The organism is Pseudomonas fluorescens, from assembly GCF_001648775.1.
GTDB lineage: Bacteria > Pseudomonadota > Gammaproteobacteria > Pseudomonadales > Pseudomonadaceae > Aquipseudomonas > Aquipseudomonas fluorescens_M.
This window is the reverse complement of record NZ_LVEJ01000001.1, coordinates 454,641-476,966: the sequence shown is the minus strand read 5'-3', so window position 1 is coordinate 476,966 and position 22,326 is coordinate 454,641. Positions and strand designations below refer to the sequence as shown.

Below are 22,326 nucleotides of genomic sequence, written 5' to 3'. Positions count from 1 at the left end.
AGTTATTGATTTATCTATATATTTCTCAAGCTCATAAAACACCGTAAAAGGTGCATAAGTTTTTTTAGGAAGTAAAAAAACCGGCTGATATAGCCGGTTTTTTTGTGCCTGTTTACTCGGCAATCAGCGGTAACTCGAGCCGGAAACTGGTGCCTTGATCGACAACGCTTTCGCAGTCGATTTTGCCGCCATGATGATCGATGACCGCTTTGACCATCGACAAGCCCAGGCCCACGCCATCGATGCCTTGGGCGGAGGAAAAACGTCGGTACTGGCTGAACAGGTCGGGCAACTCTTCGGCGGCGATGCCTTTACCCTGATCGGTCAGTTCGCAGCGCAGCCATTCTTCATGGCAACGAACATTAAGGCGAACCGTGGTATTGGCGCCGCTGTATTTGATCGCGTTCTCCAACAGATTGAACAGCGCACGGGTCAGCAGGCCCTGATCCGCTAAAACAAGGCGTTCCTGAGACTGCTCATCCATGTCGTGGAGCAACTCGATACCTTTTTGTTGCGCGATCGGCAGTGCCTGATCGAGCACGTCGAGCACGAGCATCGCAAACAGGCTCGGCTGAAACTGGTAGGCCTCCGATTCGGCCCGCGCCAACAAGACGAAGCCGTCGGTCAGCGAGAGCGCCCGGCGCACCTGCCGTTCAATCTGCTCAAACAATGGCGCATCCGCTTCAGCCTGATGACGATGCACATCGAGCAACGCCAGAATGGCCGAATGCGGCGCACGCAAGTCGTGGGACAGAAAGCGTAACAACACGCTGCGTTGCTCTTCGGCAGCGCGTTCGGCACTGAGGTCAGTAAGGCTCAGCAGCCAGCCAATCGGCGTATCGCCATCCACCGGCAACAACGCCGCACGCTCAAGGCGCAAGCTGCGCTCCTTGTGATCGCGAAACTCCAGCAGCGGCAAGGCTGACATCAGTGGGCGCGGGGTTGTGGACAAATCGGGGTAGCCGAGTTGTGCCAACTGATCGAGCACATCGTCGCCCACCAACGGCTTTTCGAAAAGGTTACGGGCCTTGCGGTTGCCCAGCAGGATCTTTCCGCTCGGGTCACTGATCAGCGTCGCCACCGGTAAATATTCCAGACCATCAGCAATGAACCGTCGGGTATCGCGGGTGCGGCTCATCGCTTGTTCGAGCGCCATGATCTGGCCCTGCAAACGATCAGCACCGGTGAATTGTGCGCGGCGGCGTTCGGGAAACACCTTTGGCTCACGATCGAGTCGCGCCAACTCCCAGCCAAAATAAGTCAACACAACGCTCAGGCGCCGCCAGTTCCAGATCAGGTAACCAAACAGCATGCCCAGCGCTGCCGGCGTCGGCGACCACCAGCGTCTGATTTCCGCAAGCCCGGCGCTGCTCAGCAATACACAGGCGATACCCACCAGCGTTATCCACAGCGCCAGACGCGGACGCCACAGCAGCAGACCTAGCACACAGGCGACCAATACCACCGAGAGCGCGGCACTCAACACTGGCGAGGCATCGTGCAGATTGATCTGCGCGCGATAAGACAACAATGCAGTCAGCGGCAACAGCACTAGACTTATCCACACCCACTCACGGACCAGCCGTCGAAACAATCGCTGAACCTGACTTGGCTCACGGCTTTCACGCCGACGTTCGTTATTCATGGAAGGAGGATTCACGGGAAAAAGGGCAGGGCGCGGCGAATGGATTCATAGGTCACAGGTCTGAGGACGTAGACCCGAAGAATCATAGCGGACGTCGTCCCATGACGGGCCGCTTACTTTCATAGCGTTGGCGCAGCGACTATGGTTCATGCCCAACAGCCCAAGCATCAAGGAATAACCGCGTATGCGCGTTGCGATACTGGACGATGAACCCGCCGAACTGCGCCGGGTCGAGCAAACCCTGCAACAGATGGCCGATGCCGGTGATCAGCCGTGGTCGCTGCACAGCTTCGAACGCGGTGAGGACCTGCTGCGCCAACTGCGCCGGGAAACCTTCGACCTGCTGATCCTCGACTGGCAACTGCCCGACCTCACCGGCCTGGCGCTGCTGCGCTGGACCCGCGAACACATGGAAGCGCCACCGGCAGCGATCATGCTGACCAGTCGCGATGGTGAGAGCGATATTGTTCAGGCACTGAATGCCGGGGCTGATGATTATGTGAGCAAGCCGTTTCGGCCGAATGAGTTGAAAGCGCGAGTGGCGGCGGTGTTGCGTCGGCATAGCCAGCAACGCGCGACTGCTACTGAGGTGCTGAGCTTTAATGATTTGACGTTTGATGACGCTGAACTGACCGTCACTCGCGAGGGCAAACCGATTGTCATGACCGAACGCGAGTATCGACTGGCACGGTGTTTGTTCAGCAACCTGGGTCGGCCGTTGTCGCGGGATTATCTGTATGAGCGGTTCTGGCCGCATGAGGAGATGGCGTCATCGCGACCGCTGGATACGCATATCTATCGGTTGCGGAACAAGCTCGGGCTGACGGCGGATCGGGGTTGGCAGCTGTTGACGATTTATGGGTATGGGTATCGGTTGGAGAGTGTGGCGGCAGCGCCCGAGTAAAGATCAAAAGATCGCAGCCTGCGGCAGCTCCTACATCGATCTCTGTAGGAGCTGCCGCAGGCTGCGATCTTTTGATCCGCCAATAAAAAGGCCAACGCAATGCGTTGGCCTTTTTGTTTGACGCAAACCCGGATCAGAAATCCAGGTTCGAAACCGCCAACGCATTGCTCTCGATGAAGTCACGGCGAGGTTCGACCGCATCACCCATTAGGGTGTTGAAGATCTGGTCTGCGCCAATGGCGTCTTCGATGGTGACTTTCAGCATGCGGCGCACGCTTGGGTCCATGGTGGTTTCCCACAGCTGATCCGGGTTCATTTCGCCCAGACCTTTGTATCGCTGAATGGTATGGCGCTTGGTGCTTTCAGCCATCAGCCAGTCCAGTGCTTCCTTGAACTCGGTGACCGCTTTCTTACGCTCGCCACGCTGGATGTACGCGCCTTCGTCGAGCAGGGTGCTCAATTGAGCGCCGAGGGTAACCACGGTTTTGTAGTCGTTGCTGCCGAAGAAGTCGCGGTTGAAAGTGACGTAGTTCGACAGGCCGTGGGAGATCAGTTCGACCTCTGGCAGCCACACGCCACGTTCACGATCTTCACGCAGGCTGGCCTTGTAGACCAGACCGGATTTTTCCACGGTACGCAAACGCGCTTCGTACTGGGCCAGCCACTCTTGCATCGCGGCGTGGTCGCCAAGCTTTTCCAGGCTCACGGCCGGCAGGTAGATGAAGTGCTCGGTCAGTTCCTGTGGATACAGGCGCGACAGACGCTTGAGGGTCTTCATCACCATGCGGAAGTCATTCACCAGACGCTCTAGCGCTTCACCGGAAATGCCCGGGGCTTCTTCGTTCAGGTGCAGGCTCGCATCTTCCAGGGCCGACTGCGTCATGTACTCTTCCATGGCGTCGTCGTCTTTGATGTATTGCTCTTGCTTGCCTTTCTTGACCTTGTACAGCGGCGGCTGGGCGATGTAGATGTAGCCACGCTCGATCAGCTCCGGCAACTGACGGAAGAAGAAGGTCAGCAGCAGGGTACGGATGTGCGAACCGTCGACGTCAGCATCGGTCATGATGATGATGTTGTGATAACGCAACTTGTCGATGTTGTACTCGTCGCGACCGATACCGCAGCCCAGTGCGGTGATCAAGGTGCCCACTTCCTGGGACGAGATCATCTTGTCGAAACGGGCTTTCTCGACGTTGAGGATCTTGCCCTTCAACGGCAGGATCGCCTGGGTCTTGCGGTTACGTCCCTGCTTGGCAGAGCCGCCCGCGGAGTCACCTTCCACCAGGTACAGTTCGGACAGTGCCGGGTCTTTTTCCTGGCAGTCAGCGAGCTTGCCCGGCAGGCCGGCGATGTCCAGCGCGCCTTTGCGGCGAGTCATCTCACGGGCCTTGCGCGCGGCTTCACGGGCACGCGCAGCGTCGATCATCTTGCCGACGACCAGCTTGGCTTCGTTCGGGTTTTCCAGGAGGAAGTCGGAGAAGTACTTGCCCATTTCCTGTTCGACCGCGGTCTTCACTTCGGAAGAGACCAGTTTGTCTTTGGTCTGCGAGCTGAACTTCGGATCCGGCACTTTCACCGAGATGATCGCGGTCAGGCCTTCGCGCGCATCGTCACCGGTGGTGGCGACTTTGTGCTTCTTCGCCAGGCCTTCGGCTTCGATGTAGGTGTTCAGGTTACGCGTCAGTGCCGAACGGAAGCCCACCAGGTGAGTACCGCCGTCGCGCTGCGGAATGTTGTTGGTGAAGCACAACAGGTTCTCGTTGAAGCTGTCGTTCCACTGCAGGGCGATTTCCACGCCAATGCCGTCTTCACGCTGGATGTTGAAGTGGAACACCTGGTTGACCGCAGTCTTGTTGGTGTTCAGGTATTCAACGAACGCACGCAAGCCGCCTTCGTACTTGAACAGCTCTTCCTTGCCGCTGCGCTCATCCTTGAGGACGATGCCGACACCGGAGTTGAGGAAGGACAGTTCACGAATACGCTTGGCCAGGATGTCCCAGCTGAAGTGGATATTCTTGAAGGTGTCAGCCGAAGGCTTGAAGTGAATCTGGGTACCAGTGGTTTCGCTGTCGCCAACGATGGCCATCGGTGCCTGAGGCACGCCGTGGACGTAGGTCTGTTCCCAGATCTTGCCACTGCGGCGAACGGTCAGTACCAGCTCTTCGGACAGGGCGTTCACTACCGACACACCTACACCGTGCAGACCGCCGGATACTTTGTAGGAGTTGTCGTCGAACTTACCGCCAGCGTGGAGGACGGTCATGATGACCTCGGCTGCGGAAACGCCTTCCTCTTTGTGCACGTCTACCGGGATGCCACGACCGTTGTCTTTAACGGTGATGGACTCATCCGGGTGGATGATGATGCTGATGTCGTCGCAGTGGCCGGCGAGGGCTTCGTCGATCGAGTTGTCGACCACTTCGAACACCATGTGGTGCAGACCGCTGCCATCGTCGGTGTCACCAATGTACATACCGGGACGTTTGCGTACGGCATCCAGGCCTTTCAGCACTTTAATGCTCGTTGAGTCGTACGTATTTTCTTCGCTCAATGCCTTCACTCCCGATGGTCGTGGGTCTGGGTGATACGGCCCTGTTCCACGTGGAACAAAGCGACTGGCGTTTCCGTCTGCCAGCCTTCCCTCAATAATTCGTGATCTACACAGGTGATGAACACCTGGCAGCGTAAGTCTTCCAGCAAGCGGCACAGCGCGCGACGGTGGCTCTCGTCCAGCTCGGACGGCAAGTCATCGACCAGATAAATACACTGACCGCGGCGGGCCTGGCTGACCAGATGCCCTTGGGCAATCCGCAGTGCACAGACCACCAGCTTCTGCTGACCCCGGGACAAAATGTCCGCGGCGTTGTGTGCGCCCAATCTAAGACGCAAATCAGCTCGTTGCGGTCCGGCCTGGGTATGACCCATTTGCTGATCCCGTTGCACGGAACCGGCCAGTACGGCGCTCAATTCCCGGTCTTTGTCCCAGCCTCGGTAATAGCTGAGCGTCAAACCTTCGAGCTCAACCAGTTCGCTCAAGGTTTGTTCAAAGACTGGTTTCAAGGCCTTGATGTAAGCGCGGCGGTATTCATCGATTTCAGCGCTGGCCTGGCACAGTTCCCTGTCCCAAACCGCTTGCGAAACGGCGTCAAGTGTACCATGCCGCAGCCAGGAGTTTCTCTGGCGCAAGGCCTTCTGCAAACGCTGCCAAGTGGCCATGAACCGCGGCTCGACATGGAACACACCCCAATCGAGAAACTGCCGGCGAATCTTTGGCGCACCTTCGAGCAAGCGAAAGCTGTCAGGGTTGATCAACTGCAGCGGCAGGATCTCTGCCAGTTGCGCGGCACTGCGGGCGTTCTGGCCGTCGATGCGGATCTGGAACTCGCCCTGACGATCACGCGAGATGCCCAACGCGCTGTGGCCACCCTCGGCCAATTCGACCTGACCAAACACGGTGCAGGCGAGTTGCTCGTACTGGATGACCGGCAACAGCCGCGTGCTACGAAACGAACGGGCAAGCCCCAGCAGATGAATGGCTTCCAGAACACTGGTTTTGCCGCTGCCGTTGGCGCCGTAAAGAATGTTGATGCGGGGGGAGGGGGAGAAGGTCACCGGGTGCAGGTTGCGCACCGCGGTGACCGAAACACGACTTAAGGACATCCAGGGTCAGCTGATTACAGACGCATCGGCATGACAACGTAAGCCGAATCGTCGTTGTCGGACTCTTGCACCAGCGCACTGCTGTTGGAGTCGGACAGGATCAGACGAACCTGCTCGGTGGTCATCACGCCCAGCACGTCGAGCAGGTAGCTGACGTTGAAGCCGATTTCCAGGGAGCCGCCGTTGTATTCAACGCCCACTTCTTCTTCCGCTTCTTCCTGCTCCGGGTTGTTGGCCTGGATCTTCAACTGACCGCTGGCCAGTTGCAGGCGGATACCACGGTACTTCTCGTTGGACAGAATCGCGGTGCGGCTGAACGCTTCACGCAGCGCCTGGCGATCGCCGAGTACCAGCTTGTCGCCGCCCTTCGGCAGCACGCGCTCGTAGTCCGGGAATTTGCCGTCGACCAGTTTCGAGGTGAAGGTGAATTCGCCGGTGGTGGCGCGGATGTGGTGTTGACCCAGGACGATGCTGACATTGCCGTCCGGCTCGGTGAGCAGACGTGCCAGTTCAAGAATACCTTTGCGCGGCACGATCACCTGATGACGATCCGGCTGGCCGATATCGGCTTTCATCGAGCACATGGCCAGACGGTGACCGTCAGTGGCCACAGCGCGAATGATGCCTTCGGACACTTCCAGCAGCATGCCGTTGAGGTAATAACGCACGTCCTGCTGAGCCATGGCGAAACTGGTGCGCTCGATCAAACGACGCAGTTTGCTTTGCTCAAGGCTGCAGGTCAGCGAGCCCGGACCTTCTTCAACAGTCGGAAAATCATTGGCCGGCAGAGTCGACAGGGTGAAACGGCTACGGCCAGCCTTGACGACCAGCTTCTGCTCATCAACCTTGATGTCGATCAGCGCATCGTTGGGCAGGCTTTTGCAGATATCCATCAGCTTGCGCGCAGGCACGGTGATGGAGCCTGTTTCAGCCGGCTCTTCGAGTTGCACACGACCGACCAGTTCGACCTCAAGGTCGGTACCGGTCAGCGACAGTTGCTGGCCTTCGACTACCAACAGCACGTTGGACAGTACCGGCAAGGTCTGTCGACGCTCGACGACGCCTGCGACCAGTTGCAGGGGTTTCAACAGGGCTTCGCGTTGAATGGTGAAATGCATGGTCTAGTCCCTTGCCTTAATAAGCTGCGCTGGTGTTCATCAAGTGGTCAGTGTACGCAGCAGGTTCTTGTAGTCCTCGCGGATGTCCGCGTCGGATTCCTTAAGTTCGTTGATCTTGCGGCAGGCGTGCAACACGGTGGTGTGATCGCGGCCGCCAAACACATCGCCGATTTCCGGCAGGCTATGGTTGGTCAGTTCCTTGGACAACGCCATGGCTACCTGACGTGGACGTGCGACCGAGCGCGAACGGCGCTTGGACAGCAGATCCGAGATCTTGATCTTGTAGTACTCGGCGACGGTGCGCTGAATGTTATCCACAGAGACCAGTTTGTCCTGCAACGCCAACAGGTCTTTCAGGGATTCGCGAATCAGCTCGATGGTGATGTCGCGGCCCATGAAGTGCGAGTGGGCGATCACGCGTTTCAGCGCGCCTTCCAGCTCACGGACGTTGGAGCGAATGCGTTGGGCAATGAAGAACGCGGCGTCATGCGGCAAATCGACTTTGGCCTGATCGGCCTTCTTCATCAAGATCGCCACGCGGGTTTCCAGCTCCGGCGGCTCGACGGCAACCGTCAGGCCCCAGCCGAAGCGGGATTTTAGGCGCTCTTCCAGGCCTTCGATTTCTTTCGGGTAGCGGTCACTGGTGAGAATGACCTGCTGACCACCTTCAAGCAGAGCGTTGAAGGTGTGGAAAAACTCTTCCTGCGAGCGCTCTTTGCGGGCGAAGAACTGAATGTCATCGATCAGCAAAGCATCCACCGAGCGGTAGAAACGCTTGAACTCGTTGATCGCGTTCAGTTGGAGCGCCTTGACCATGTCGGCCACGAAACGCTCGGAATGCAGGTACACGACCTTGGCATTCGGGTTCTTCTTTAATAGGTGGTTACCCACCGCGTGCATCAAGTGGGTTTTACCCAGACCGACGCCACCATAAAGGAACAGTGGGTTATAGCCATGCTTGGGGTTGTCCGCCACTTGCCAGGCCGCCGCGCGGGCGAGCTGGTTGGATTTACCTTCGACGAAGTTTTCGAAGGTAAAGGTGCGGTTCAGGTAACTGGTGTGCTTGAGCGCGCCTTCAACCTGCACGGAGCGCTGTTCTGCACGAACCGGCGCTTGTTGCGACGCAGCGCCGGACATCGGATCGAAGCTGTCACGCGATGGCTCATCGCTGACTTCGGGGCTTTTTTGCGTCGAACGCTTCGCCGCCGGGGCCTGCGTCTGAGCAGGTGCTGGCGCATTCGCAGATGAGGCATTTGCCTGCGCGTGGGAAACCTGTGCGGCGGCCAGCGGGGCGTTCGGTGCGGCGCGCGGAGCCGAACTGCGTTTGCTGCCTATTAATAAGGAGAGCGCCGGCGCCATGCCGTTGCCATGCTCATCCAGCAGTTCAAGGACGCGACCCAGGTACTTTTCGTTGACCCAGTCCAGCACAAAACGGTTCGGTGCGTAGACGCGCAACTCGTCGCCTTCGGCTTCGACCTGTAGTGGACGGATCCAGGTGTTGAATTGTTGGGCAGGCAGCTCTTCGCGCAAAAGCTCCACGCACTGCTGCCAAAGTTCCACTGACACGGATATCCCCTAAGTTGAAAGCCGGTGAGGCAAAAACAAGCGGCCATTGTAGCGGCGAGCCGTCCACTTATCCACATGCGGGTGACTCACTGACCATGATTTATCAATGCGTTAAAACGAAAAAAGGCGACCAACGGCGTGTGAATAAGCTCTGTGGATAACCGCCTCTGAGGGCATTGGACAAGTGGGGGCGAAACTCGGTGGATAACCTGCCTGTGGATAACAGGCCTTTCCACACACAGGTTATCCGATAGCGCAGCACAGGCTGACCACGGTTTTCCACTGTAGTTGTCATTCTCTGTACATCAGGTCAAACAAGGGCTCATGGCACTTATCCACAGATGAAGGCCGGCCTAGCTTTTATAAGCTTTACAGAAAAGCTTTAAATAATTCCCTTCTTTATTTTTATGTATGGCGAACAGGTGATCGGGAGAAATTGCTCTCGAGATCTATTTATAAGGAAACGTTGGTTGGAAATTGACCTGAAGGCTTGCTTTCTCTAGAATCCCCGGTCTCTTAAAACGGGGGCCATTCCGGCCCGTTGTGGACGAACCAGGTAACACGACATGAAACGTACTTTCCAACCAAGCACTATCAAACGCGCTCGTACCCACGGTTTCCGTGCTCGCATGGCTACCAAGAACGGCCGCGCAGTCCTGTCGCGTCGTCGCGCCAAAGGTCGTGCGCGTCTGGCAGTTTGATAATCCGGTACTGGAGGTGAGTCAGGACTTCAGTCGGGAAAAGCGTCTGCTTACCCCCCGGCATTTCAAGGCAGTCTTTGACTCCCCTACCGGCAAGGTTCCGGGGAAAAATCTCCTGCTCCTTGCACGCAACAACGATCTTGATCACCCCCGTCTCGGGCTGGTTATCGGGAAAAAGAGCGTAAAGCTCTCCGTTGAGCGCAATCGCCTCAAACGTTTGATGCGCGAATCGTTCCGTCTGCACCAGGATTCACTGGTCGGCTGGGACATCGTTATCGTCGCGCGCAAAGGTCTGGGCGATGTAGAAAACCCCGAATTGATTCAGCATTTCGGCAAGCTCTGGAAGCGTCTGGCACGCAGCAAGCCCGTTCCAGAAGTCAAAACCGAAACTGTAGGGGTAGACAGTCCAGATGCGTAAACTGGCCCTCGTTCCGATCCAGTTTTATCGCTATGCCATCAGTCCTTTGATGGCCAATCACTGTCGTTTCTACCCCAGCTGTTCCTGCTACGCGTTAGAAGCCATCGAAAATCATGGCCTTCTGCGCGGTGGCTGGCTGACCTTTCGTCGTTTAGGTCGCTGTCATCCGTGGAATCCCGGTGGTTATGACCCGGTTCCACCTATCCCTACCTCCCGTTCTTCTTCGATGGCCGAGTAATCATGGATATCAAACGCACGATCCTGATCGTCGCCCTGGCAATCGTGGCCTACGTTATGGTCCTTAAATGGAACCAGGACTATGGTCAGGCTGCCCTGCCGACTCAGAATGTTGCTTCCAGTACGACTACATCCGGTTTGCCGGACACCGCCACTGGCAATACTGCTGCCGCCAGTGACGATATTCCGCGCGCCGCTAGCGATACCAGCGCACCTGCCGAAACTCCGGTAGCCGCCAGCAAGGATCTGATCCAGATCAAAACCGACGTGCTCGATCTGGCAATCGATCCACAGGGTGGTGACGTTGCTCAACTGACCTTGCCTCTGTATCCGCGTCGTCAGGATCGTCCTGATGTGCCGTTCCAGCTGTTCGATAATGGCGGCGAACGTGTTTATCTGGCACAAAGCGGTCTGATCGGCACCAATGGCCCGGATGCAAACCCGGCCGGTCGTCCGGTTTACTCCTCGGAGAAGAAGACTTATCAACTGGCTGACGGTCAGGACCAACTGGTCGTAGACCTGAAGTTCAGCAAGGACGGCGTCAATTACATCAAGCGTTTCACCCTGAAACGCGGCTTGTACGACGTAACCGTTTCCTACCTTGTGGATAACCAGAGCGCTCAGCCCTGGAATGGCGCGATGTTCGCTCAGTTGAAGCGCGATAACAGCGCTGATCCTTCGTCCACAACCGCTACTGGCACCGCGACTTACCTGGGCGCTGCCCTGTGGACAAGTTCGGAGCCGTACAAGAAAGTGTCCATGAAGGACATGGACAAGGCGCAACTGAAAGAAACCGTCACCGGTGGTTGGGTAGCCTGGCTGCAACACTACTTCGTGACCGCGTGGATTCCGGCGAAGGGCGAAAACAATGTCGTCCAGACCCGCAAGGACAGCAAAGGCAACTACATCATCGGTTACACCGGTCCTACACTGACCGCTGCTCCAGGTGCCAAAGTTGAAACCAGCGCTGTGTTGTACGCCGGTCCAAAAAGCCAGGCTGTGCTGAAAGAGTTGTCCCCAGGTCTGGAACTGACCGTCGACTACGGCATTCTGTGGTTCATTGCCCAGCCGATTTTCTGGCTGCTGCAACACATCCACGCCATTGTCGGTAACTGGGGCTGGTCGATCATCTTCCTGACCATGCTGATCAAGGGTCTGTTCTTCCCTCTGTCGGCTGCCAGCTACAAATCGATGGCGCGCATGCGTGCCGTTGCACCGAAACTGGCTGCTCTGAAAGAGCAACATGGCGATGACCGGCAGAAAATGTCGCAAGCCATGATGGAGCTGTACAAGAAAGAGAAGATCAATCCGCTGGGCGGCTGCTTGCCGATCCTCGTGCAGATGCCGGTTTTCCTTTCGTTGTACTGGGTTCTGCTGGAAAGCGTGGAAATGCGCCAGGCACCGTTCATGCTGTGGATCACTGACCTGTCGATCAAGGATCCGTTCTTCATTCTGCCGATCATCATGGGCGCAACCATGTTCATCCAGCAGCAGCTGAACCCGACTCCACCGGATCCGATGCAGGCGAAGGTCATGAAAATGATGCCAATCATCTTCACCTTCTTCTTCCTGTGGTTCCCGGCGGGTCTGGTGCTGTACTGGGTTGTGAACAACTGCCTGTCTATCACCCAACAGTGGTACATCACGCGTAAAATCGAACGGGCTACCAAAGCAGCCGCTTGATTTACACTGTGGATAACCACTCAAAACGCCCCCTAGTGGGGCGTTTTGCTATCTGTCATTTTTGTCTGGATTCCGGTTAATGAGCGTATCTCGTGAAACCATCGCCGCCGTCGCCACCGCTCAAGGCCGCGGTGGTGTGGGCATCGTCCGTATTTCCGGGCCGTTGGCCAGCGTTGCGGCAAAAGCCATCAGCGGCCGCGAACTGAAACCGCGTTACGCCCATTACGGGCCGTTTTTCACTGACGACCAGCAAGTGCTCGATGAAGGTCTGGCGCTGTATTTCCCGGGGCCAAACTCGTTCACCGGTGAAGACGTGCTGGAATTGCAGGGCCACGGCGGCCCGATCGTTCTGGACATGTTGCTCAAGCGTTGCCTGGAATTGGGTTGCCGCTTGGCCCGTCCAGGTGAATTCAGCGAACGCGCTTTCCTCAATGACAAACTCGACCTGGCCCAGGCCGAGGCAATTGCCGATTTGATCGAAGCCAGTTCTGCACAGGCTGCGCGCAATGCATTGCGTTCATTGCAAGGCGCGTTTTCCCAGCGTGTGCATAACTTGACCGAACAGTTGATCGGTCTGCGCATCTATGTCGAAGCCGCCATCGACTTCCCGGAAGAAGAAATCGACTTCCTCGCCGATGGCCACGTGCTGAACATGCTCGACAAGGTGCGCGACGAGTTATCCACAGTACTGCGTGAAGCCGGGCAAGGTGCGTTGTTGCGCGACGGCATGACCGTGGTGATTGCCGGTCGCCCGAATGCCGGCAAGTCCAGCCTGTTGAATGCATTGGCCGGTCGCGAAGCGGCCATCGTGACAGAGATCGCCGGCACCACCCGCGATATCCTGCGTGAACATATCCACATTGACGGCATGCCGCTGCACGTTGTCGATACTGCAGGGCTGCGCGATACCGACGATCATGTTGAAAAGATCGGTGTTGAGCGGGCATTGAAGGCCATTGGTGAAGCCGATCGAGTGTTGTTGGTTGTCGATGCGACTGCACCGGAAGCACTCGACCCGTTTGCGTTGTGGCCGGAGTTTCTCGAAACCCGTCCGGATCCGGCAAAAGTTACCCTGATTCGCAACAAAGCCGATCTGACCGGCGAAGCGATTGCCCTGGAAACCAGTGAAGACGGCCACGTGACGATCAGTCTCAGCGCCAGGTCGGCTGGTGAAGGCCTGGATCTGCTGCGCGATCATCTCAAGGCCTGCATGGGTTATGAGCAGACGTCGGAAAGCAGTTTCAGCGCGCGTCGCCGGCATCTGGAAGCTTTGCGTCACGCCAGTGCAGCGTTGGAGCACGGCCGCGCTCAGCTGACATTGGCTGGCGCTGGGGAGTTGCTGGCCGAGGATTTGCGCCAGGCTCAGCATTCTCTCGGCGAAATAACCGGGGCTTTCAGCTCTGATGATCTGTTGGGACGAATCTTTTCCAGTTTCTGTATCGGCAAATGACAAAAGGGGCTGTGGACAATTTATCCACAGCCCCTTTTTCGTTTTACCAGTTGTAGGAAACCGTACCGAGCAGGGTGCGATCCTCACCCCAGTAGCAACGACCCGCATCGTTGCAACCCGACACATATTCTTTGTCGAACAGGTTCTTCGCATTCAGGTCGACGCTCCAGTGCGTATCGATCTGATAACCAATGGCCGCATCCACCAAGGTGACGTCGCCGGCATCCAGCTTCCCGTAGAGAGAAGGCGAGGTGTAAGCGAAGGCACTGTCGAAATAACGCACACCGCCACCCACGTACAAACCTTTCAAGTCGCCATCGAGGAAACGGTATTTCGCCCAGACCGAAGCCTGATTACGCGGCACGCCCGTTATTTGATGGCCTTTGACCAATGACGTCGCGGCATCCTTGGTGATTCGCGCGTCGGTGTAGGTGTAGGCCGCCGTGACGTTGAGGTTCTGGGTCAGGTTGCTGTTGAGCTCCAGTTCCACACCTTTGGAGCGGCTCTCGCCCACTTGGCGATAGCTCGATGTGGTGGCGTCGAAGTAGGTGTCGTCCTTTTTGCGAAGGTCATACACCGACGCCGTGAACGCTGTGTCCCAACCGAGCGGTTCGTACTTCAGGCCCACTTCATATTGGCTGCTGGTGATCGGGTCGAGTGGCGTACCGGCATTGGAAATCTGCTGCACCGGGACGAACGAGGTGGAGTAGCTGACATACGGCGTCATACCGTTGTCGAACTGGTACATCACGCCGCCCTGATAGGTGAACTTCTTGTCCTCGGAACTGATGTTGCTGCCCTTGGCCACCTTGTCGCGAAAATCACTGTCGACCCAGTCCTGACGGCCGCCGAGCAGGAACAGCCAATGGTCATACTTGCTCTGGATCTGTGCATAAACGCCTTTCATCTGCTGCTCGAGCAAGGTGTTTTGTACCGCGATCGGGGTGGTGGGATCGCGCAGGTAAACTGGGTTATAGATATCGATCGGTCCGACGATGCCGGCATTCCAGTCTTGATTGAACGAGGTGCGGTCGTAGCTGGCGCCGAACAGCACGGTGTTTTCCAGACCGCCAACCTGGAATTTGCCTTCCAGTTGGTTATCCAGCGAATAGACCATCGACTTGTTGAAGCGATCGTAGGCGGTCATGTTCAGGCGCGTGCCGAAACCGGCATTGTTGAGGTTGCCCGGCCAGGTTTCATGGCGGGTAATGCGCGACTGCATATAGCGCGAGTTCTGCCGGAACTGCCAATCATCATTGAATGAGTGGCTGAACTCGTAACCGCTGCTCCAGGTTTCCCGTTCGAACGTGTTCCAGTCCGGGTCGCCGAGCATGGTGCCTTTGGATAATTTGCCGTTGGGGTTTGTCAGCAAAGTCCCGGCGGCCGGCAGGCCAAGTTCCATGTTGGTGTGATCCTTCTGGTAGTTGGCCAGCAGGGTCAGGGTGTTGAAATCGTCAAAATTCAGGGTCAGCGAAGGGGCGATGTAGAGGCGGTCATCCGGGACGTGATCGGTCTGGGTGTCGGACTTGCGCCCGAGCATCACTACGCGCCCGAGAATGTTGCCGCCGTCGTTGAGTGGCCCCGACACATCGACGCCGATCTGCCGACGATTGTTCGAGCCATAGCCCAGTTGCACTTCGCCTTGCGGTGCAGCGGTGGGCCGTTTGCTCACCAGATTGACCAGACCGCCCGGCGCGTTTTCCCCATAGAGCAGCGAGGACGGGCCACGGAAAATCTCGACGCGCTCCAGTCCGTAGGGCTCGGTGCTGGTGTCATACCGATTGCCCTGGACGCGTAGTCCATCGCGCAACAGACCGTAGCCATAATCGGTGGCGTTGAAACCGCGTATGTAGAACAGGTCCCCGGCCAGACTGTCGCCGGCGGCAAACGGTGGGGCGAAGATCCCCGGCACGTAGCCGAGTACTTCGGTGAGTGTCTGAGATTTCTGATCTTTCATTCTTTGCGCGGTTACGACTGACACCGAGCGCGGCGTTTCCGACAACGGTGTGCTGGTTTTCGTACCGATCCGGCTGTTTTGCGCCTTGTAACCGACGTCGGCGGCGTAATCGAGGTTCATCGGATTGGCCAACTCACCATTGATGTTGGTCGGGGCCAGTTCCAGCGAGTCACCATTGGGTAGCGCCTGCAGAATGTAACTGCCCGGGGCCTGCGGCACGGCTTGCAACCCCGAACCTTGCAGCAGTTGGGCGAAGCCTTGTTCGACGGTGAAGCTGCCGTTTAGCCCGGTGCTACGCAAGCGGCTGGTCTGTTGCGGAGAGAACGACAGAATCACGTTGGCGGCGGAGGCGAACTGGCTCAGCGCATTATCCAGCGGGCCGGCGGCGATGGCATAACGCTGGGCTACTGATGCAGCGACAGCGTTATGGCTAATCACCAGGCAGGACGCGGCGCTGGTCATCAGCAAGCTGTAGGCAATGCAGTGGTGGGAAAAACGCTGACGGAACATGGGAAGACGCATGTGTGGAATAAGCCCTGAAGGTGGCGAAGAGCCGCGTTTATCGCGATTACCTGTAGGGCCGGGTCAGGGCAAAAAAAGATAACCCTGTTTTCGATTTATTTTTCCCCAGGTGTTTTTTCGCTCAGGCGACGTGGCTGATCGACACCCAGTAACGGGTGAAATAACGCACGTTGATTGGCAGCGATGCCTGGAGATTGGCCAATACAGCATCTGTGGAATCAAGCCGAAAAGTGCCGGAGACTCTTAGATCCCGAGCGCGCTCGTCGCAATGTAAAACGCCGCTGCGATAACGCCCCAACTCTTCGATCACCTCGCCCAGCCGCGCATCGAGCACGATAAGTTGGCCGTTGGTCCACGCGACTGCCGAGGATTTGAAGGGATGAATGAGCCCGATATGCCGACTGTCGAAGTCCGCGCCTTCACCCGCGCTCAAAATAACTGCGGCGGCTGGCAAATCAGCTGGCTGAACGCTGACCCGGTCTTCCAGCACGCCAACCCGCGTTACGCCCGACAGCTGATGCACAGAAAAACGGGTACCCAACGCTTGAATGCGGCCATCGCGGGTTTCAACAAAAAGCGGTCGTTGATCGCCAAGCTTGCCGGTTTGAATGAGGATCTCACCTGAACGCAGCCGAATCAGTCGCTGCGCGGCGTCGAAAGACACATCGATGGCCGTGTCGGTATTGAGCTGGATCTGACTGCCATCAGCCAAGCTGATGGTGCGACGCTGACCAACGCCGGTTCTATAGTCAGCCCAGACATTCCCCAGGGATGTGTGTTGCTGAACATTCCAGCCCAGCAAACCTGTACCGGTCGCGAGCAGCAACAGCTTCAGCACCTGACGCCGTTGCTGGCCGGTATTCAGCGCGCGACGTTTCAGGTCCTGCGGCAGGGTGCCGAGATGGCGCTGCAGTTGGTCCATCTGGTTCCATGCTGCCATATGCGCTGGATCGCTATCTATCCACAGTTGCCAGGCTTTCTGTTCCGCGAGCGTCGGCGGATCGGCCTGAAACTGCACGTACCAACTGGCGGCGGCTTCAAAAACCTTGCGGTTCGGTGCGATGGCCATCACCGCTGCGCCATGATCAGGGCACATTCCGTCAGAGCGCGGACCATGTGCTTCTTCACGGTGGTCAGCGATACCTTCAACTGCGCGGCGATCTGTTGATAAGTCAGGCCGTCGATCTGCGAAAGCATGAAGATTTGCTGGGTTCGCGTGCCGAGACTGGCCAAGGCTTTATCGACAGCGAACAGGGTTTCGATGATCAGCGCCTTGTCTTCTTCGCTGATGGCGGTGGCTTCTGGTCGAGTAGCCAAAGTCTGCAAGTAGGCGACTTCGATGGCCTGTCGTCGATAACGATCAATGACCAGGCCGCGTGCAATGGTCGCCAGGTAATCACGCGGTTCGCGAATCTGCGCGGCGTTGCGTGCCACCAGAATCCGCACAAAGGTGTCATGCGCGACATCGGCCGCATCGCAGGCGTCATGCAATTTGCCCTTCAGCCATCCATATAGCCACGAATGGTGTTGCTCGTAGATTTGCTCGATCGCAGCGTGATGGGCGGGTAGGGACATAAGGAGAAACTGACGAGTTAATGATAATGGCTATTATTAGCCTCTGTTACGTTCTCTCACAATAGCCCTTTCACATCCCTCTATCGGCTTCATGATCGTCACTGATCCCTCGGTGGCGTTTTTTTTGCGCCTCGAAAAAGCCGTCTGGTCGAATTTCTGTGGATTAAGCCCTGTGAATAACTGCCATTGAGGTCGGTTGATAACAGGGCTTCAAAACTGGATATAACCCCCCTTGTGGATAACCATCCCTTTCATCCACAGGCTTAGACCGGTTATCCAAGGGCCTCATTGGCACATGAGCACAGGCTTTTGAAACTCTGTACACATTGAATATAAAGGCCTGTAGCGATCTATCCACAGAAATGTGGCTCAGTAAGAATAAACATAAAAACAAAGGTTTTATAAATTTCTCTCTTTTTTATTCTTTTAACCTCGAGTTCTCCACAGCTGGTTAAATTTTGTGCAAAGGGTTCTTTAGGAAGGGCGAAGTCCCTATACTTGTCGACCAGGTCCAGAAACCTGATCTCAAACTATTCCTGAATTACCTACTTAAGCAGGCACGAGGTGCGTGGTGGATTTCCCTTCCCGTTTTGAAGTGATCGTCATCGGCGGCGGTCATGCCGGTACCGAGGCAGCACTGGCCTCAGCACGTATGGGGGCAAAAACCCTGTTGCTGACGCATAACGTGGAAACCCTCGGTGCCATGAGTTGCAACCCGGCCATCGGTGGGATTGGCAAAAGCCATCTGGTCAAGGAAATCGATGCCCTCGGCGGCGCGATGGCCACAGCTACCGACTTGGGCGGCATCCAGTTTCGCGTGTTGAACAGCCGCAAAGGCCCGGCCGTACGGGCGACCCGTGCGCAAGCTGACCGGATTCTGTACAAAGCCGCTGTCCGCGAAATCCTGGAAAACCAGCCCAACCTGTGGATATTTCAACAAGCCGCTGACGACCTGATCGTCGAGCAGGAACAAGTCCGTGGTGTTGTCACGCAAATGGGTCTGCGGTTCTTCGCCGATTCCGTGGTGTTGACCACCGGTACGTTCCTCGGCGGACTTATCCACATCGGTTTGCAGAATTTTTCCGGCGGCCGTGCCGGTGATCCGCCGTCGATCGCCCTGGCTCACCGTCTGCGTGAAATGCCACTGCGTGTCGGTCGCCTGAAAACCGGTACCCCGCCACGCATCGACGGCAAGTCTGTGGATTTCTCGGTGATGACCGAGCAGCCGGGCGATACACCGATCCCGGTGATGTCGTTCATGGGCAACAAAGAACAACATCCACGCCAGGTCAGCTGCTGGATTACTCACACCAACGCCCGCACCCACGAAATCATTGCCGCGAACCTCGATCGTTCGCCGATGTATTCCGCTGCCGGTGAAATCGAAGGCATCGGCCCGCGCTATTGCCCGTCGATCGAAGACAAGATCCACCGCTTTGCCGACAAGGAAAGCCATCAGGTGTTTATCGAACCGGAAGGTTTGACCACCCATGAGCTGTATCCGAACGGGATATCCACAAGCTTGCCGTTCGACGTGCAATTGCAGATCGTGCAATCGATTCGCGGCATGGAAAACGCGCACATCGTGCGTCCGGGTTATGCGATCGAGTACGACTACTTCGATCCGCGCGACCTGAAGTACAGCCTGGAAACCAAAGTCATCGGCGGTCTGTTCTTCGCCGGGCAAATCAACGGCACCACCGGTTACGAAGAAGCCGGCGCTCAAGGTTTGCTCGCGGGCGCCAACGCCGCACTGCGCGCCAAGGGCAAAGAAGCCTGGTGCCCGCGTCGCGATGAAGCGTACATCGGTGTATTGGTCGACGACCTGATCACCCTCGGCACCCAAGAGCCGTACCGCATGTTCACTTCCCGTGCCGAGTACCGCCTGATCCTGCGTGAAGACAACGCCGACCTGCGTCTGACCGAAAAAGGTCGCGAGCTCGGCCTGGTCGATGACGCGCGTTGGGCGGCCTTCTGCAAGAAGCGCGAAAGCATCGAACTCGAAGAGCAGCGCCTGAAAAGCACTTGGGTTCGCCCGAAGACGCAGCAGGGCGATGCGATTGCCGAGAAATTCGGCACACCGCTGACTCACGAATACAACTTGCTCAACCTCTTGAGCCGTCCGGAAATCGACTACGCTGGTCTGGTCGAAGTGACCGGCAACGGCGCCGAAGATCCACAGGTCGCCGAGCAGGTTGAAATCAAGACCAAATACGCCGGTTACATCGACCGTCAACAGGACGAAATCGCCCGTCTGCGCGCCAGTGAAGACACGAAATTGCCTGTGGATATCGATTACACCAACATTTCCGGTCTCTCCAAGGAGATCCAGAGCAAGCTCGGCGCGACTCGTCCAGAGACGCTGGGCCAGGCTTCGCGGATCCCGGGCGTGACCCCGGCAGCGATTTCGCTGTTGATGATTCATTTGAAAAAACGCGGCGCGGGCCGTCAGTTGGAGCAAAGCGCTTGAGTTCTAAGGTCACTTCGCAACACGCCGAAGAGTTATCCACAGGAGCCCGCGAGCTCGGTGTCCATCTCACTGAAACCCAGCACGAATTGTTGCTGGGTTATCTGGCCCTGTTGATCAAATGGAACCAGGCCTACAACCTGACCGCTGTGCGCGATCCGGACGAAATGGTTTCGCGGCACTTGCTCGATAGTCTCAGCGTGATGTCGTTCATCGAAAACGGCCGCTGGCTCGACGTCGGCAGCGGCGGCGGCATGCCAGGGATTCCGTTGGCGATCCTGTACCCGGACTCGCAAGTGACCTGTCTGGACAGCAACGGCAAGAAAACCCGCTTCCTGACTCAGGTCAAACTCGAGCTCAAACTGGATAACCTGCAAGTTATCCACAGTCGTGTCGAAGCCTTCCAGCCTGCGCAGCCGTTCAACGGGATCATTTCCCGGGCGTTCAGCAGCATGGAGAACTTCACCAACTGGACTCGCCACCTCGGCGACGCCGATACACGCTGGCTGGCAATGAAGGGCGTTCATCCGGCCGATGAGCTGGTAGCATTGCCGGCAGACTTCAAACTCGATAGCGAACACGCCCTGGCCGTACCCGGTTGCCAAGGCCAACGCCATCTGCTGATACTGCGCCGCACGGCATGATTGGGAACACAAGCAAGAATGGCTAAGGTATTCGCGATAGCGAACCAGAAGGGTGGTGTGGGCAAGACCACCACCTGCATCAACCTCGCAGCATCCCTGGTCGCGACCAAGCGCCGGGTGCTGTTGATCGATCTCGATCCACAGGGCAACGCCACCATGGGTAGCGGTGTGGATAAACACGGCCTGGAAAACTCGGTCTACGACCTGCTGATCGGCGAATGCGATCTGGCCCAGGCCATGCACTATTCCGAGCACGGCGGTTATCAACTGCTGCCGGCCAACCGCGATCTGACGGCGGCTGAAGTGGTGCTGCTGGAAATGCAGATGAAGGAAAGCCGTCTGCGCAGCGCGCTGGCGCCGATCCGTGAAAACTACGATTACATTTTGATCGACTGCCCGCCGTCGCTGTCGATGCTCACTCTGAATGCACTCGTCGCCGCTGACGGGGTAATTATCCCCATGCAGTGCGAGTACTTTGCGCTCGAAGGTCTGAGCGACCTTGTGGATAACATCAAGCGCATCGCCGAACTGCTGAATCCGAACCTGAAAGTCGAAGGTTTGCTGCGCACGATGTACGACCCGCGCCTGAGCCTGATGAACGACGTTTCGGCGCAGCTCAAGGAACACTTCGGCGAGCAGCTGTACGACACGGTGATCCCGCGCAACATCCGCCTGGCCGAAGCGCCGAGTTACGGTATGCCGGCACTGGCCTACGACAAGCAATCGCGTGGCGCGCTGGCCTATCTGGCTTTGGCGGGGGAGATGGTTCGCCGTCAACGCAAAAATTCACGCATTGCTGCCGCTCAGCCAACTTAAGGAATCCCCATGGCCGTCAAGAAACGAGGTCTCGGACGTGGACTGGATGCACTGCTGAGTGGTCCGACCGTCAGCGCGCTGGAAGAACAGGCCGCGCAGGCTGACACCCGTGAGTTGCAACACCTGCCGCTGGATCTGCTGCAGCGTGGCAAATACCAGCCGCGCCGGGACATGGATCCGCAGGCGCTGGAAGAACTGGCGTTGTCGATCAAGGCGCAGGGCGTGATGCAGCCGATCGTGGTGCGCCCGATTGGCGGTGGCCGCTTTGAAATCATCGCCGGTGAACGCCGCTGGCGCGCGAGCCAGCAGGCCGGGCAGGAAACCATCCCGGCGATGGTCCGTGATGTACCGGATGAAACCGCGATCGCCATTGCGCTGATCGAGAACATCCAGCGCGAAGACCTCAACCCGATCGAAGAAGCGGTGGCCTTGCAGCGTTTGCAGCAGGAATTCCAGCTGACTCAACAGCAGGTTGCCGAGGCGGTGGGCAAGTCCCGCGTCACGGTGGCCAACCTGTTGCGCTTGATTGCTCTGCCTGAAGTCATCAAAACCATGCTGTCCCACGGCGACCTGGAAATGGGTCATGCCCGTGCTTTGCTCGGTCTGCCGGACAATCAGCAGGTTGAAGGGGCGCGACATGTTGTCGCACGCGGTCTCACCGTGCGCCAAACTGAGGCACTGGTTCGTCAGTGGCTGAGTGGCAAACCGGAGCCTGTAGAAGCGACCAAACCCGACCCGGATATCGCTCGTCTCGAACAGCGCCTGGCCGAGCGCCTAGGCTCTGCGGTGCAGATTCGCCACGGCAAGAAGGGAAAGGGTCAGTTGGTGATCGGTTACAACTCCCTCGATGAGCTTCAAGGTGTGCTCGCACACATCCGCTGAAACATTTCCTCATGTAGCGCGCAGTCGGAAATCACTACCTGACAGTTGAATAGGGGCAGAACCGCCCCTATACTCTGCGCG

18 protein-coding genes are annotated in these 22,326 nt (G+C 57.3%); 10 read left to right on the top strand and 8 right to left on the bottom strand.

Annotated elements, in window-relative coordinates:
• Nucleotides 1-112: 112 nt before the first annotated feature.
• Nucleotides 113-1,645, bottom strand: coding sequence for a sensor histidine kinase (locus A8O26_RS02170; protein WP_064116553.1), 1,533 nt, complete (start codon nucleotides 1,643-1,645; stop codon nucleotides 113-115).
• A 184-nt stretch (nucleotides 1,646-1,829) separates the two neighbouring features.
• Between A8O26_RS02170 and A8O26_RS02165 the strand changes: the two genes are divergently transcribed.
• Nucleotides 1,830-2,549, top strand: coding sequence for a response regulator transcription factor (locus A8O26_RS02165; protein ID WP_064116552.1), 720 nt, complete (start codon nucleotides 1,830-1,832; stop codon nucleotides 2,547-2,549).
• A gap of 133 nt (nucleotides 2,550-2,682) precedes the next feature.
• On the opposite strand, the gene gyrB is transcribed toward A8O26_RS02165, so the two are convergent.
• The 4 genes from gyrB to dnaA are packed head-to-tail and all read right to left on the bottom strand — an operon-like array spanning nucleotide 2,683 to nucleotide 8,893.
• Complete coding sequence (gene gyrB / locus A8O26_RS02160; RefSeq protein ID WP_008084382.1) at nucleotides 2,683-5,100, bottom strand: DNA topoisomerase (ATP-hydrolyzing) subunit B; 2,418 nt, start codon at nucleotides 5,098-5,100, stop codon at nucleotides 2,683-2,685.
• Between the two features lie 5 nt (nucleotides 5,101-5,105).
• A complete protein-coding gene (gene recF, locus A8O26_RS02155; protein WP_003220208.1) occupies nucleotides 5,106-6,209 on the bottom strand; it encodes a DNA replication/repair protein RecF in 1,104 nt (367 codons plus the stop codon).
• Nucleotides 6,210-6,223: 14 nt separating this feature from the next.
• Nucleotides 6,224-7,327, bottom strand: coding sequence for a DNA polymerase III subunit beta (gene dnaN / locus A8O26_RS02150; protein ID WP_007911887.1), 1,104 nt, complete (start codon nucleotides 7,325-7,327; stop codon nucleotides 6,224-6,226).
• 39 nt (nucleotides 7,328-7,366) lie between these two features.
• Nucleotides 7,367-8,893, bottom strand: a complete 1,527-nt coding sequence (dnaA, locus tag A8O26_RS02145) for a chromosomal replication initiator protein DnaA (protein WP_064116551.1) — start codon at nucleotides 8,891-8,893, stop codon at nucleotides 7,367-7,369.
• Between the two features lie 566 nt (nucleotides 8,894-9,459).
• On the opposite strand from dnaA, the gene rpmH reads away from it, so the two are divergent.
• From rpmH to mnmE, 5 genes are all read left to right on the top strand, one after another.
• Nucleotides 9,460-9,594: a 50S ribosomal protein L34 gene (gene rpmH / locus A8O26_RS29250; protein WP_003213577.1), complete on the top strand. Its 135-nt coding sequence runs from the start codon at nucleotides 9,460-9,462 to the stop codon at nucleotides 9,592-9,594.
• A gap of 16 nt (nucleotides 9,595-9,610) precedes the next feature.
• Nucleotides 9,611-10,012, top strand: a complete 402-nt coding sequence (rnpA, locus tag A8O26_RS02140) for a ribonuclease P protein component (protein ID WP_042704971.1) — start codon at nucleotides 9,611-9,613, stop codon at nucleotides 10,010-10,012.
• The gene (gene yidD / locus A8O26_RS29245; protein ID WP_003213574.1) at nucleotides 10,005-10,250 is read left to right on the top strand and encodes a membrane protein insertion efficiency factor YidD; all 246 of its coding nucleotides are present in this window, start codon (nucleotides 10,005-10,007) and stop codon (nucleotides 10,248-10,250) included. The genes rnpA and yidD overlap by 8 nt, the downstream gene beginning before the upstream one ends.
• Before the next feature lie 2 nt (nucleotides 10,251-10,252).
• Nucleotides 10,253-11,932, top strand: a complete 1,680-nt coding sequence (gene yidC, locus A8O26_RS02135) for a membrane protein insertase YidC (protein WP_064116550.1) — start codon at nucleotides 10,253-10,255, stop codon at nucleotides 11,930-11,932.
• A gap of 79 nt (nucleotides 11,933-12,011) precedes the next feature.
• Nucleotides 12,012-13,382 (top strand): tRNA uridine-5-carboxymethylaminomethyl(34) synthesis GTPase MnmE, encoded by a 1,371-nt coding sequence (mnmE, locus tag A8O26_RS02130; RefSeq protein WP_064116549.1) that lies wholly within the window; start codon nucleotides 12,012-12,014, stop codon nucleotides 13,380-13,382.
• 43 nt (nucleotides 13,383-13,425) lie between these two features.
• Here mnmE and A8O26_RS02125 read toward each other — a convergent pair whose 3' ends face one another.
• The 3 genes from A8O26_RS02125 to A8O26_RS02115 form a co-directional block, all read right to left on the bottom strand.
• Nucleotides 13,426-15,861: a TonB-dependent siderophore receptor gene (locus tag A8O26_RS02125; protein ID WP_064116548.1), complete on the bottom strand. Its 2,436-nt coding sequence runs from the start codon at nucleotides 15,859-15,861 to the stop codon at nucleotides 13,426-13,428.
• Nucleotides 15,862-15,982: 121 nt separating this feature from the next.
• Entirely contained in the window at nucleotides 15,983-16,930 is a 948-nt protein-coding gene (locus A8O26_RS02120) for a FecR domain-containing protein (protein WP_064116547.1), read from the bottom strand.
• On the bottom strand, nucleotides 16,930-17,436 hold the full coding sequence (locus A8O26_RS02115) for a sigma-70 family RNA polymerase sigma factor (protein WP_064116546.1): 507 nt from the start codon (nucleotides 17,434-17,436) through the stop codon (nucleotides 16,930-16,932). Before A8O26_RS02115 ends, A8O26_RS02120 begins: the two co-directional genes overlap by 1 nt.
• Before the next feature lie 571 nt (nucleotides 17,437-18,007).
• Here A8O26_RS02115 and mnmG point away from each other — a divergent pair.
• The 4 genes from mnmG to A8O26_RS02095 are packed head-to-tail and all read left to right on the top strand — an operon-like array spanning nucleotide 18,008 to nucleotide 22,245.
• On the top strand, nucleotides 18,008-19,906 hold the full coding sequence (gene mnmG / locus A8O26_RS02110) for a tRNA uridine-5-carboxymethylaminomethyl(34) synthesis enzyme MnmG (RefSeq protein ID WP_064116545.1): 1,899 nt from the start codon (nucleotides 18,008-18,010) through the stop codon (nucleotides 19,904-19,906).
• Nucleotides 19,903-20,547, top strand: coding sequence for a 16S rRNA (guanine(527)-N(7))-methyltransferase RsmG (rsmG, locus tag A8O26_RS02105; RefSeq protein ID WP_064116544.1), 645 nt, complete (start codon nucleotides 19,903-19,905; stop codon nucleotides 20,545-20,547). The genes mnmG and rsmG overlap by 4 nt, the downstream gene beginning before the upstream one ends.
• Nucleotides 20,548-20,565: 18 nt before the next feature.
• Nucleotides 20,566-21,363 (top strand): ParA family protein, encoded by a 798-nt coding sequence (locus A8O26_RS02100; RefSeq protein WP_003229787.1) that lies wholly within the window; start codon nucleotides 20,566-20,568, stop codon nucleotides 21,361-21,363.
• 9 nt (nucleotides 21,364-21,372) lie between these two features.
• Nucleotides 21,373-22,245 (top strand): ParB/RepB/Spo0J family partition protein, encoded by an 873-nt coding sequence (locus A8O26_RS02095; protein WP_064116543.1) that lies wholly within the window; start codon nucleotides 21,373-21,375, stop codon nucleotides 22,243-22,245.
• The last annotated feature ends 81 nt before the right edge of the window (nucleotides 22,246-22,326 follow it).

Bases quoted from the DNA above. Each gene is read 5' to 3' on its own strand.
- A8O26_RS02170 (WP_064116553.1), bottom strand. From the start codon at position 1,645: ATGAATAACGAACGTCGGCGTGAAAGCCGTGAGCCAAGTCAGGTTCAG.
- yidC (WP_064116550.1), top strand. From the start codon at position 10,253: ATGGATATCAAACGCACGATCCTGATCGTCGCCCTGGCAATCGTGGCC.
- A8O26_RS02115 (WP_064116546.1), bottom strand. From the start codon at position 17,436: ATGTCCCTACCCGCCCATCACGCTGCGATCGAGCAAATCTACGAGCAA.
- yidD (WP_003213574.1), top strand. From the start codon at position 10,005: ATGCGTAAACTGGCCCTCGTTCCGATCCAGTTTTATCGCTATGCCATC.
- rpmH (WP_003213577.1), top strand. From the start codon at position 9,460: ATGAAACGTACTTTCCAACCAAGCACTATCAAACGCGCTCGTACCCAC.
- A8O26_RS02125 (WP_064116548.1), bottom strand. From the start codon at position 15,861: ATGCGTCTTCCCATGTTCCGTCAGCGTTTTTCCCACCACTGCATTGCC.
- mnmE (WP_064116549.1), top strand. From the start codon at position 12,012: ATGAGCGTATCTCGTGAAACCATCGCCGCCGTCGCCACCGCTCAAGGC.
- recF (WP_003220208.1), bottom strand. From the start codon at position 6,209: ATGTCCTTAAGTCGTGTTTCGGTCACCGCGGTGCGCAACCTGCACCCG.
- A8O26_RS02100 (WP_003229787.1), top strand. From the start codon at position 20,566: ATGGCTAAGGTATTCGCGATAGCGAACCAGAAGGGTGGTGTGGGCAAG.
- A8O26_RS02120 (WP_064116547.1), bottom strand. From the start codon at position 16,930: ATGGCCATCGCACCGAACCGCAAGGTTTTTGAAGCCGCCGCCAGTTGG.
- A8O26_RS02165 (WP_064116552.1), top strand. From the start codon at position 1,830: ATGCGCGTTGCGATACTGGACGATGAACCCGCCGAACTGCGCCGGGTC.
- dnaN (WP_007911887.1), bottom strand. From the start codon at position 7,327: ATGCATTTCACCATTCAACGCGAAGCCCTGTTGAAACCCCTGCAACTG.
- A8O26_RS02095 (WP_064116543.1), top strand. From the start codon at position 21,373: ATGGCCGTCAAGAAACGAGGTCTCGGACGTGGACTGGATGCACTGCTG.